Annotated in this window: 12 protein-coding genes; 8 read left to right on the forward strand and 4 right to left on the reverse strand. The window is 46.4% G+C overall.

What is annotated here, in order from left to right:
- Window positions 1-34: 34 nt before the first annotated feature.
- The 3 genes from FTT64_RS00960 (at window position 35) to FTT64_RS00970 (ending at window position 4,279) form a co-directional block, all read left to right on the forward strand.
- The gene (locus tag FTT64_RS00960; protein ID WP_152342351.1) at window positions 35-1,750 is read left to right on the forward strand and encodes an AAA family ATPase; all 1,716 of its coding nucleotides are present in this window, start codon (window positions 35-37) and stop codon (window positions 1,748-1,750) included.
- Window positions 1,751-2,003: 253 nt separating this feature from the next.
- Window positions 2,004-2,924 (forward strand): LysR family transcriptional regulator, encoded by a 921-nt coding sequence (locus FTT64_RS00965; protein WP_127799387.1) that lies wholly within the window; start codon window positions 2,004-2,006, stop codon window positions 2,922-2,924.
- Window positions 2,925-3,097: 173 nt separating this feature from the next.
- Window positions 3,098-4,279 carry a CynX/NimT family MFS transporter gene (locus FTT64_RS00970; RefSeq protein ID WP_227554582.1) on the forward strand — a complete coding sequence of 394 codons (1,182 nt, stop codon included), beginning with the start codon at window positions 3,098-3,100 and terminating at the stop codon, window positions 4,277-4,279.
- A gap of 43 nt (window positions 4,280-4,322) precedes the next feature.
- Here FTT64_RS00970 and FTT64_RS00975 read toward each other — a convergent pair whose 3' ends face one another.
- Window positions 4,323-4,775: a DUF441 domain-containing protein gene (locus FTT64_RS00975; RefSeq protein WP_034597660.1), complete on the reverse strand. Its 453-nt coding sequence runs from the start codon at window positions 4,773-4,775 to the stop codon at window positions 4,323-4,325.
- A 151-nt stretch (window positions 4,776-4,926) separates the two neighbouring features.
- Between FTT64_RS00975 and FTT64_RS00980 the strand changes: the two genes are divergently transcribed.
- Entirely contained in the window at window positions 4,927-5,637 is a 711-nt protein-coding gene (locus tag FTT64_RS00980) for a pseudouridine synthase (RefSeq protein WP_180181967.1), read from the forward strand.
- Between the two features lie 21 nt (window positions 5,638-5,658).
- Here the strand turns inward: FTT64_RS00980 and FTT64_RS00985 are convergent, their stop codons facing one another.
- From FTT64_RS00985 to FTT64_RS00995, 3 genes are all read right to left on the reverse strand, one after another.
- Window positions 5,659-6,102 carry a GNAT family N-acetyltransferase gene (locus FTT64_RS00985; protein WP_104472246.1) on the reverse strand — a complete coding sequence of 148 codons (444 nt, stop codon included), beginning with the start codon at window positions 6,100-6,102 and terminating at the stop codon, window positions 5,659-5,661.
- A gap of 92 nt (window positions 6,103-6,194) precedes the next feature.
- Window positions 6,195-6,530, reverse strand: coding sequence for a type II toxin-antitoxin system RelB/DinJ family antitoxin (locus tag FTT64_RS00990; RefSeq protein ID WP_127799418.1), 336 nt, complete (start codon window positions 6,528-6,530; stop codon window positions 6,195-6,197).
- A 112-nt stretch (window positions 6,531-6,642) separates the two neighbouring features.
- A complete protein-coding gene (locus FTT64_RS00995; protein ID WP_180181968.1) occupies window positions 6,643-7,545 on the reverse strand; it encodes an RluA family pseudouridine synthase in 903 nt (300 codons plus the stop codon).
- Window positions 7,546-7,673: 128 nt separating this feature from the next.
- On the opposite strand from FTT64_RS00995, the gene tsaE reads away from it, so the two are divergent.
- The 4 genes from tsaE to hfq all read left to right on the forward strand — a co-directional run bounded on the left by tsaE (window position 7,674) and on the right by hfq (window position 11,684).
- Window positions 7,674-8,153, forward strand: coding sequence for a tRNA (adenosine(37)-N6)-threonylcarbamoyltransferase complex ATPase subunit type 1 TsaE (gene tsaE, locus FTT64_RS01000; RefSeq protein WP_005177453.1), 480 nt, complete (start codon window positions 7,674-7,676; stop codon window positions 8,151-8,153).
- Window positions 8,143-10,125: a DNA mismatch repair endonuclease MutL gene (gene mutL, locus FTT64_RS01005; RefSeq protein WP_180181969.1), complete on the forward strand. Its 1,983-nt coding sequence runs from the start codon at window positions 8,143-8,145 to the stop codon at window positions 10,123-10,125. The genes tsaE and mutL overlap by 11 nt, the downstream gene beginning before the upstream one ends.
- 6 nt (window positions 10,126-10,131) lie before the next feature.
- On the forward strand, window positions 10,132-11,076 hold the full coding sequence (miaA, locus tag FTT64_RS01010; protein ID WP_104484295.1) for a tRNA (adenosine(37)-N6)-dimethylallyltransferase MiaA: 945 nt from the start codon (window positions 10,132-10,134) through the stop codon (window positions 11,074-11,076).
- Window positions 11,077-11,168: 92 nt separating this feature from the next.
- Window positions 11,169-11,684 carry an RNA chaperone Hfq gene (hfq, locus tag FTT64_RS01015; RefSeq protein WP_180181970.1) on the forward strand — a complete coding sequence of 172 codons (516 nt, stop codon included), beginning with the start codon at window positions 11,169-11,171 and terminating at the stop codon, window positions 11,682-11,684.
- Window positions 11,685-11,811: the final 127 nt, after the last annotated feature.

Consider the following 11,811-nt stretch of genomic DNA (forward strand, 5'->3'; position numbering starts at 1 on the left):
TAGGCTATAGCCGTTCATCTACGGTATAGGTCTTATGAAACAGGAAACTGCACTCAAACTCTTAAAAGCGGGCGAAAATGTATTTTTAACAGGCTCGGCCGGTGCAGGGAAAACCTATACGCTCAATCAGTACATCAACTATTTAAAAGCACGTAAAGTGCCGGTGGCGATTACGGCCTCGACCGGAATTGCCGCCACACATATGAATGGTATGACCATTCACACCTGGGCCGGCATTGGTATTAAAGATGTCTTGTCTGATGCCGACCTGAAAAATATGAAAGAGCGCAAATATCTGAAAGAACATCTGGAAAATGCGCAGGTCTTGATTATTGACGAAATTTCGATGCTGCATGCCAAGCAGCTGAATCTGGTCAATCAGGTACTGAAATATTTTAAGGAAAGTGATGAAGCCTTTGGTGGCATTCAGGTGATTGTCGCTGGTGATTTCTTCCAGTTGCCGCCGGTGGGCAGAAATGATGAACGTAATCGCGATAAATTCTGCTTTATGTCGGAGGCCTGGGTCGAGGCCAAATTCCGGGTCTGCTATTTGACCGAGCAGCATCGTCAGGGCAATGACTTTTTAAACGATATTCTCAATGCGATTCGTCGTCAGGATATTGGCCCGCAGCATCTGCAGGCGCTGCAAAATACCCGTCAGCAGGATATTGGCGACACCTTTACCCGTTTATATACTCACAATATGGATGTCGATACCATCAACTTTAAGCATTTAAATGAAATTGATGCTGAAAGTCGCCAGTTCGATGCCAGCTGTGATGGGAATGATAAACTGATTGAAACCTTAAAATCTTCGGTGCGTGCGCCTGAAACCTTGACCCTGAAAAAACATGCCAAAGTGATGTTTGTTAAAAACAACTTTGATATGGGTTATATCAACGGCAGTCTGGGCGAGGTGATTGGCTTTGAAGAAGATGATGAATATGGCTGCCTGCCGAAAGTCAAACTGACTGATGGCACGGTGCTGCTGGTCGAACCAGAAACCTGGTCGATTGATAATGAAGCCGGAAAAACCATTGCCAGTTTCCAGCAAATTCCGTTGCGTCTGGCCTGGGCAATTACCATTCATAAATCGCAAGGTATGACTTTAGAAGCGGCAGAAATTAACCTGAGCCATACCTTTGAAAAAGGTCAGGGCTATGTGGCACTGTCACGATTAAAAACCTTAGATGGCCTGCGTTTATTGGGCTTTAACGAGCAGGCGCTGGAGCTGGACAGTCTGGCAATTAAAGCCGATCGCCGTTTTCAGGAACTGTCAGAGGAAGCAGAACAGAATTTTGCCGAAATTGACCTGACCGCACAGCATAAAGCCTTCATCCGGCATTGTGGCGGCACCTTGAATGAGGTTGAAATTGAACGCAATGAACGGAAAATCGCACGCAGTGGCGGTAAGCAGAATTATGCCTCGGCAACGCTAGATGAAACCCGGGCCTTGTTTGAAGAAGGTTATGAGATTGAAGATATTGCCCATGAACGTGGCCTGACTCCAGCGACGATTATTAACCATCTGGCGCGTTTGCATAAGGAACAGGGACTAGATATTTCGGTGGCGCATCCGGGTGAGGAAGTGGTGGAGCAAATCCGCAAAATTTATAAACGCCTGCAAAAACGTCAGCAAAGTGATCATTTTAATGATGATGGCACGATCAAGCTGCGTCCGATTGTCGAGCTGACCAGCCCGCGGATGGGCTATGATCAGGTGCGTCTGGCCTTGTTATATGTAGAATAAACTTTGCATCCTCCCATCATCAAAGAGCATCTTAAAGATGCTCTTTTTTATGCTTATTCGGTATTTAGGCGTATTTCAAATTCAACTTCATCTTGCTTAAAAACAGCGCCATCTCTTAAAAGCTGCCTTATTTAGAATAATGAAACCAACTCATGGAATTTATGCTAAGATGAATTTAATTCATATTTTTATTTTTAAGGCGACATTGCATTCAGCGCAGTGCATCTCCTGATTTTGAGATACTTCATTTCCCATGCTTGAAATTCGTCATTTAAAAACCTTATTGGCCTTACGCGAACATGGTTCACTGGTGGCCGCGGCCAATGATTTATGCCTGACCCCATCTGCCATTTCCCATCAGTTGAAAGAGCTGGATCACTGGTATGGGGTGGAAGTGGTCAATCGTCGCTCGCGTCCGGTGACGTTTTCCAATGTGGGGCAGCGTTTGCTGAAACTGGCAGATGATATTTTGCCGCAGATCCAGATTGCCCAAACCGATATTACCCGGATTGTGCATGGGCAAACCGGGCGGATTATTTTTTCTTCGGAATGTCATAGCTGTTTTGACTGGCTGATGCCGCTGTTAAATCAGTACCGCCAGCAATATCCCGATGTTGATTTGGACTTTGCTTCCGGTTTTGAAGCCAATCCGCATGAACTGTTACAACATGCCGAATTTGATCTGCTGATTACCGCCGACCCAATTGCCTTAAAAGGCATCGAGTATTTCCCGGTTTTTGAATATGAGTCGCGTCTGGTGCTGTCCAATACCCATCCACTGGTACGTGTTGCAGACATTTCGGTGCAGGACCTGGCCGAAGAAACCTTAATTACCTATCCGGTGGATAAACACCGCCTGGATATTATGGCCAAGCTGTTTATTCCGGCCAATATCTACCCGAAAGCCATTCGCACCACAGATTTAACCCAGATGTTAATCCAGCTGGTGGCCAGCGGTCGGGGTGTGGCGGCCTTACCGGACTGGGTGGTAAATGAATATGAACAAAAAGGTTGGGTCACTTCACGCCGTCTGCATTGTGTTTCGGCAGAAGGACTACGCCGCACGCTGTATGCTGGTTATCGCAGTGAAGAAAAAGAAAAAAGCTATTTTGAAGGCTTCCTGAAACAGCTGGAAAAATTTTCGCAAAAGCGTAGTCATTACTATGCACAATAACATCCGCACAAATAGCGTAATTTTTGAGTAAATAATGGTGAGGATTCAGGTCGTTGAATCATCTGCCAGCTACGCCATTTATTCAGGAAAAACATAAGCTGAGATGTTTTTTCAATAAATGGCAGTTACTGAACTTGATAAGCTCAAGTCACAAGATTGAAGTGAGTAAGGGTATGTCCAAAGTACAATGGTTCAGCAGGGATATTTGGATTATTTGTGCAGGTTTTGTCGCGGCGATGCATGTCGGTAAATTACCGCCAGCGGTGCCGGTATTACAGCAGGAACTGGGGATCGGGCTGGTAAAAGCTGGTTTGTTGCTGTCGCTGGTGCAAGGGGCTGGTATGCTGTTTGCACTGACCTTGGGCAGTTATGTCGAAAAAATTGGACTGAAACGCTGTGTCTTGCTTGGACTGGGCTTACTAAGCGCAGCCAGTTTGCTCGGTGGGTTTAGCCAAAGCGTCAGCAGTTTGCTGCTGCTGCGGGTAGTGGAAGGATTTGGCTTTTTACTGGTGACCTTAAGTGGTCCGGCCTATATTCGCCAGCTGGTGCCGGCAGAAGAAATTTCCGCCAAAATGGGCTTGTGGAGTGCCTATATGGGCGGCGGCATGGGGATTTCCTTATTACTGACGCCGTGGCTAATCACCATGATGGGCTGGCAAGGGGTATGGCTGACGCTAACACTACTGACCTTAAGCCTGTTTGCGCTGGTCGCCACCCGAGTGCCGAAACCGCAACAATCAACCCAGAAAATTGAAGTGTTTCAGCTGATCAAAACCACGCTCAAACATCCACCAGCGTGGATGCTGGCATTGATGTTCGGCACCTATGCCGGACAATGGTTTAGTCTGGTCGGTTTCTTGCCAACCATCTATCAGCAAAACGAGATTTCCTTGACGCTGGCAGGTGCATTAACTGCGTCGGTGGCGATTGCCAATGCAGTCGGGACCTTTGTCTGCGGCATCATGTTGCAGCGCGGTTTGTTGCCTAAAACTTTAGTCCAAACCGGTTTTATCATCTTGATGCTGTGTGCCTTAAGTTTCTATATCTTTCAGGCCCAGTTACCATTTTTACTGCAGTTTGCCTGCGTGTTTAGCTTTTCGTTATTTGGTGGTCTGGTCGCCGCGGTGGTCTTTGCTCAAGCCTTGCGTTTTGCGCCTAGTCCGGTGGCCATTAGTGCGACCATTGGCATGATTTTACAGTGCTCAGCGACATCGCAGTTTCTGTTGCCTCCAGCAATTGCTGCGATTGTTTCTGCCACCGGAGACTGGTTCTGGGTCGGTATTGTGATGGCTGCGTTCTCGGCAATGGGCTGGCTATTATGCCAAAAGCTGTTTCAGGCCGATGTACGTGCCTAATCGTGTATCCGTATCTCTTTAAAGCCGTGTCTGTATGAAGCGGCTATTTAGAACCAATCAATAACGATAAAATGCCGGCGGCAATTAATGGTCCGACCGGCACACCGCGCAGCAAGGCCACACCGGCAACCGTACCAATCAGCAGGCCAGCGACAATATTCGGTTGATGGCTCATCAGCTGTACCCCACGTGCACCGAGCCAGGCCACAAACAGGCCTATGCCAATCGCGAGTATGGATTTCCAGTGCATAAATGATTTCAGGATTTCATCACCGGGGATTTTACCGCTGGCAATGGGCGTTAGTACGCCAATGGTCAAAATGATAATGCCAATATTTAAACCATGCTGTTGCAAGAGCGGAAAATATACTTCCAGTGGTGTGATGCGAAACACGATTAACACCGCGGCGGCAATGGTGACGGCAGTATTGTGACTAAAAATACCGCAGGCCAATAAAATAAGCAGAACAATCAGGTTTAAATCGAGGTGTGACATACAGGCTGAACACGGTGGCATGGGAGAAAAAGAGGCCATTATTGTAGCCTTTTTCAGCGGGGCCTGCTGATAGATTCCAACTCCAGCGCGGTTTCAGTATAAAATACGCCATCTTCCATATTGATACAGCTTTCACTCCACAGGTAATTCGATGACTTTAGAAAAAATGTTGCAATCGCAAGGCTTTGGTTCACGCAAACACTGCCAGCAGCTGATTCAAAATGGTGCGATTGCCATTGAGGGTGAAGTCATCACCCAACCCAAACAGAAACTGCAGTTGCAGGGTTTAAAATTTTCGGTCTATGGGCAGGACTATACCTATCGGGAGAAGGTCTATATCGCGTTAAACAAACCGCAAGGTTATGAGTGTTCACATCAGGCCACCCATCATTTTAGTGTGTTTGATCTGTTTGACGATATTTTGCTGAACCGTGGCCTGCAATGTGTGGGACGTTTAGATCAGGACACCACCGGTTTGTTATTGCTAACTGATGATGGCCAGTTTTTACAGGCGCTGACCCATCCGAAAAAGCATGTGGCCAAAGTCTATCGCATGTACACCGCAGATCCGGTCACAGATGCGCAAATCCAGCAACTGGCAGATGGAGTCGAACTGCGCAATGAAAGCGGCATTTTTGCTGCCACCGATATTTGCCGTCTGGCCGAGCACGAGCTGGAAATGACCATTCATCAGGGTGTCTATCATCAGGTAAAGCGGATGCTGGCAGCAGTTGGCAATAAGGTGGACAAGCTGCATCGTCAGCAAATTGGCGCTTTAAACCTGCCAGAACTCGAGTTGGGGCAGTGGATCTATTTAGATGACGCCCAGGTACAGCAGGCGCGTACCCGGATGCAGGATTAAACCGGCTTTTAATAGATTGGGCTATTTTAAGAAACAGTGGTAGGTCTGAAACTCATTGTCTTTAATAAAGCCCATCTGTTCATACAGTTGATGCGATTGATAGTTGTTGTTCTGGGTTTGCAGACTAATCCGTAGTGCATTGTTATGACGGGCAAAATGAATTGCGGTATCAATCAGCTGTTTGGCCGAGCCTTGACGACGATAGACCGGCGTCACATAGACATCATCCAGAATATAATAGGTGGTACAGGCCACCGAAGAAAAGCCTAAATACAGCAGGATAAAACCGGTAATCACCTCATCTTTCACATGAATAAAAATCACGCTTTCATGATTTTCAAAACGCTGTTGTAAAAACTGGTGTGAAAGCTTCAGGTTAGAAGATGCACCATAAAATTGACGATATTCATCAAATAATACGGCCAGCTGCTCGAGATCTGCTACGGTTGCGCGTTTGACAATCATCCATGACTCCCTGCATATCTTATTGTTGTCTATGCAGCATAACCAAGTTTTTAGCAGATTAAATTAAAATATTGTTTATAAATACAACACTGTTAACTTTTGTCAGTTTCACCCAAGAGGGCATTTAATTCGGCAAATAGGTCCAGATCTTCATCGTCCAGTGGGGAAGTGTCGGGGCTGACGGGCGCAGGTGTTGGTGTGGCCTGAGTATTTTGCTGTTCTTGCTTGAGCTTTCTTAACTTGATCAGCTGCTCCAGATTAATATTCTGGTTTTCGATAGAAAAAGGAATAGATTTGGTCAGAACGACCTGTTTAAAGAACAGACGAACCGCTTGTGCCGGTGTAATCCCCAACTGTTTAAACACGGCAAAAGCCTGTTTCTTTTCCTGAGAATCCAGGCGAATTTGATAAACTTCAGTTTTTCTCATGATTTTAATTAATTTAAGTGCACTTAACTGTGTAGACACATTTTAATCTAACCATTTGTAATTTCAATATTCATACACAGGAAAAATTGAAATAAATGTAATGACAATTAGATTACAGTGTCAGGTCAAATTGGGAGCTAAACGCCATTGCTGCTTTGCTGATTGGGTCCTGAAAGCAAATATCTTTGGCCAGAAGCTGTAAAGGCGCAGAAAAATCATCTTCCGTTTTATGCTGCACCTGCGGATAAAATGGATCGTTTAAAATAGCAATTCCAAGCTGATTTAAATGCACCCGCAATTGATGCTGCTTACCGGTGACAGGTTTAAGCAAATACTTTGCCAAATGACCGTTATGCGCTAACAGCTCAATATCGGTTTCGCTGTTGGGTACTCCATCCACCACCTGCATGGTATAAAACGGCTGACCTTTTTCCATGCGGTAACGGATGGTGCAAGGAAAACTTAAATCGGCACGAAAAGGTGCAATCGCATGATAGGTCTTGCGGACCTGACGTTCGGCAAACATTTGCTGATAAAGACCACGACTGGCCGGCTGTTTGGAAAATAGCACCACGCCGGCAGTTTCCCGGTCTAAACGGTGAATCGGGGTCAGCTGTTCATTGCCAGTTTGCTGTTTCAAACGCACCAGTAAGGTTTGCTGCACATATTGTCCGGTTGGGCTCATGGTCAGAAAATGCGGTTTATCTACCACCAGCAAATCTTCATTTTCAAATAAAATCTGATGCTGAAACGGCACCGTTACTTCATGGGCCAAAAAACGATAGTAAAAACAGTGCGTATGCGCCTGAAAAGGACTGTCTGTGTTTAGACGCTGACCATGTGCATCATAGACCAGACCATCCTGAAAGCGCGACAGCCATTCAGCTGCAGAAATATGCGGAAACTGCTGGCACAGGTAGGCATACACTGTACTTGCCGATGATGGCTGCAAGTAAACTTTGCTGGCGCTAACACCATTAATCATCGGGGGAATAAAATCGGCAGTGGAGCTCATGAACGGGTGCACATCTCAAATTAGGCAACAAATGCTGTGAAAAAATACAGATTCTGACGCAGTCGAATAGGCTTTTAAACGGCTGCGATGCTATCATAATTGCTGTTTTGAATCATGTCGCGAGTATTATGCAGTATTCATTTTGTCTGAACCTGAACAATGAACAAGAGACCCAAAATCTGGCTCAGGTTTTGGCGGCGCATTTCCCGCGCGGGGTGATTTATCTGATTGGGGATTTGGGCGCAGGGAAAACCACGCTAACCCGTTATCTGTTACAAAGCTTAGGTCATCAGGGATCGGTAAAAAGTCCGACCTATACCCTGGTGGAGCCGTATCAGGTCAATGGCCAGGATATTTTCCACTTTGACCTGTATCGCCTGAATGACCCGTATGAACTGGAGCTGATGGGCATCCGTGATTATCTGGATACAGCAAACGCCTTATTTTTATTTGAATGGCCATCAAAAGGTGGGGATGAAATTCCAGCACCGGACCTGATTATTAATATTCTAAAGTCTGAAGATGAATTGAGCCGCACCGCAACCCTCAGCTCGTCTTCTGCCGCTTTACAACACGCTCTGGAGCAGAATTTTACCCATGTCGGCTGATTTAAGTACACGTCGTATCCGCGCGCTTGATCCGGCACTGGCCAACCAGATTGCCGCCGGAGAAGTTATTGAGCGTCCGGCTTCTGTGGTCAAAGAATTATTAGAAAATGCGATTGACGCCGGTGCGACCGAACTGATTATCCGGGTGGAACAGGGCGGCAGTACCCTGATTGAAATTATTGACAATGGGCGCGGCATTCACCCTGAAGATCTACCCTTGGCAGTCATGCGTCATGCCACCAGTAAAATTCAAACTGCCGATGATTTGCATGCCATTGTCAGCCTCGGTTTTCGTGGTGAAGCACTGGCATCCATTGCCGCAGTATCGCGTTTAAGCCTGATCAGCAGCCAGACAGATGAAGGGGTGGGCTATCAGGTTGAAGTGAATGGCACGGCTTTTGATCATCAGGAGATTGTGCCGGTGGCTGCGTCGAAAGGAACCCATATTCGGGTGCAGGATCTGTTTTTTAATGTGCCGGCACGCCGTAAATTTTTAAAAAAGCCGGGTACCGAATTTGGCCATATTGAAGAAATTGTGCGCCGTCTGGCACTGACGCATTTTGATATCCGTTTTGTGCTGGAACATAATAACAGCATCAAGCTGAACCTGCCGGTTGCTGACAGCGGCGAGCTGCGTTTTCAGCGTGTACAGCAATTGCTGGGACGACAGTTTACCGAAAATGCTTACTGGATTGATGCCGATAGTATCAGCATGCGTCTGTCGGGCTGGTTGGGCCATCCTTCCGATGCGCGGGCACAGGCCGATTTACAATATGTCTATGTAAATGGCCGGATTGTTAAAGACAAGACCATCTCACATGCGCTGCGCATGGCCTATGATGGTATTTTGCATGGTCATCAGCATGCGGCGTATTTGCTGTTTCTGGAAGTTGAACCTGAAAATATTGATGTCAATGTGCATCCAACCAAGCATGAAATCCGCTTTTTAAACCAGCGTGAAGTGCATGAGTTTGTGCGTCATTATGGCAAAGAAACCCTGGCACAGTTCCAAACCGCCAGTGCCGACTTGGCCACGGCCATGAAAACTGAAACCTCGGAGCCGGTGTTTGCGGCGCAGCCACGTTATCAGGAACAGTTCCAGCTGCATAAAGCAGCCGAAGCCATCGTGCCAGTATCTAATCAGGCGGCACCAGAATTACTGACAGATTTTAGCGATGCCCGCCCGCAAAGTGTGGATTATGCATTGCCACAAGGCCAGAAAATGGCCAGTGGTCAGAATACCGGTTATAGCAATGTCTATACCGGCTCACAGCAGCTGAACAATGCGCTAAAAAGCTATCTGGCACCGTTACGTGAGCTGGATGAATCTGCATTGTCCAGCCCACAGTCGGCCGCAGGTGAGACGCAGCCAGCTCCGGTAGATGAACATCCGCTTGGGATTGCCATCGCCCAGTTACATGGAATTTACATTCTGGCGCAAAATACCGAAGGCTTGATTATTGTCGATATGCACGCGGCACATGAGCGGATTTTATTACAGCAAATGAAATCGGCTTGGGATAAGCCGGAATTCTGGACCTCACAGCAGCTGCTAATTCCTAAAGTGATTAGCATTAGCCGGATGCAGGCGATGCGGATTGAAGAGCTAAAACCGCAGCTGGCACGTTTAGGGCTGAATCTGGATCAATATGGTGATGAGCAGGTGATTGTGCGTGGGGTGCCGGCGATTTTGCATAAGGCCAATTTTGATGCGCTGATTCCTGAATTGTTGAATGATCTGGACCCGGCTGATGAAGCGCAAGCACTGCTACAAAAACGTGACCAGATTCTGGCCGGCATGGCCTGTCATGGTGCCGTGCGTGCGCATCGTATGCTCAGCCTGTCTGAAATGAACGCCTTGCTGCGCCAGATGGAACAAACCGAATTTGCCAGCCAATGTAATCATGGCCGCCCGACCTGGCGTGCCTTTCCATTGGCTCAATTAGATAAACTTTTTGCTCGAGGAGAGTAGTGGTACATGTCAAATCAATTGCCGGTCATCAATTTAATGGGACCTACTGCAAGCGGTAAAACTGCTTTGGCGTGTGAACTCTATGAACTGGGGCATTTTGAGCTGATTTCAGTCGATTCCGCTTTGGTGTATCAGGATATGGACATTGGCACCGCCAAACCAAGCAAAGCCGAGCAGGCGCGTTATCCGCATCATCTGATTGATATTATTACCCCTTTAGAGGTGTATTCTGCTGCGCAGTTTGTAGAAGATGCCTGTGCTTTAATTGATGATATGCATGCGCGTGGCAAAACCCCGATTCTGGTGGGCGGAACTATGCTGTATTTCAAGGCCTTGCTGGAAGGGTTGTCCAGTAATTTGCCAAGTGCAGATTATGCGGTGCGCGCTGAAATTGAAGATAAGGCTGCACGTGAAGGCTGGGAAGCGGTGTATGCCGAATTGTGCGCGGTAGATGCTTTAGCCGGACAGAAATTTAAAGTCAGCGATAAGCAACGGATTATCCGGGCCTTGGAAGTGTTCAAGTTAACCGGTCAACCTATTACCAAACTACAAGCAGAACAGCCCAAAAATGTACCATATCGTTACACTTTTCATAATCACGCCTTGCTGCCAGATCGGGTAGAATTACATCAACGTATAGAAAAACGATTAGAAATAATGTGGTCAATGGGTTTTTTGAATGAAGTAGAAAGGCTTATTGAAAAATACGATTTAGATGAGAATTTACCCTCTATGCGCTCTGTTGGATACCGACAAGCTTTAGAATTTCTAAAGAAAAGTGATAAAAGTCTCAATAAAAAGCAGGAAATGGAGGATAAGGCCCTATTTGCAACACGACAACTTGCAAAACGTCAATATACTTGGCTCAGATCGTTGCAGGAATCGCATAAAATTCAAACATATTTTACGATAAAGCAGGCTCAAGAAGACTTGCGAAACTGTTACGGATAAAGCAAAATTTATGAACTGTCTTTTTTATAAATTTTAATTGAAAAATAAAGATAGTTTTTGCGCTGATTTTTAATTATTTTTGGAGTTATAACATGTCTAAAGGTCAAACTTTACAAGATCCGTTCTTGAATTCTCTCCGTAAAGAACGTATTCCAGTTTCTATTTTCCTTGTAAACGGTATTAAATTACAGGGTCATATCGAATCTTTTGACCAGTATGTGGTGCTATTAAAAAATACAGTAAGCCAAATGGTTTACAAACACGCGATTTCTACAGTTGTACCTGCACGTAATCCACGTCCTGCCGGTGCACCTGCTGGTGCTCAAGGTGCTGGTGGCTTCGGTGGTCAAGGTGGTGGCTTCGGCGGCGGACAAGGTGGTGGCTTTGGTGGTCAAGGCGGCTTCGGTGGTCAAGGCGGCTTCGGTGGTCAAGGTGGCTTCGGTGGTCAAGGCGGCTTCGGTGGTCAAGGCGGCTTCGGTGGTCAAGGCGGCGGCTTCGGTGGTCAAGGTGGCTTCGGTGGTCAAGGCGCTGGCTTCGGTGGTCAAGCTTCTGGTTTTGACAACGACTCTAAATTTGAAGATTCTCAAGAAGATGACAACAACCGTTAATCAATATTAATGGCTTAAGTCCTCTTATAAAAAAACCGCTGAATTCAGCGGTTTTTTTATTGCTATTGATGGCGAGGTGAAAAGCCAGAATTAAAAAAACCAGTGCAGGCACTGGTTTTTCATTTTT

Source organism: Acinetobacter sp. Q186-3 (assembly GCF_013420655.1).
Lineage (GTDB): Bacteria > Pseudomonadota > Gammaproteobacteria > Pseudomonadales > Moraxellaceae > Acinetobacter > Acinetobacter indicus.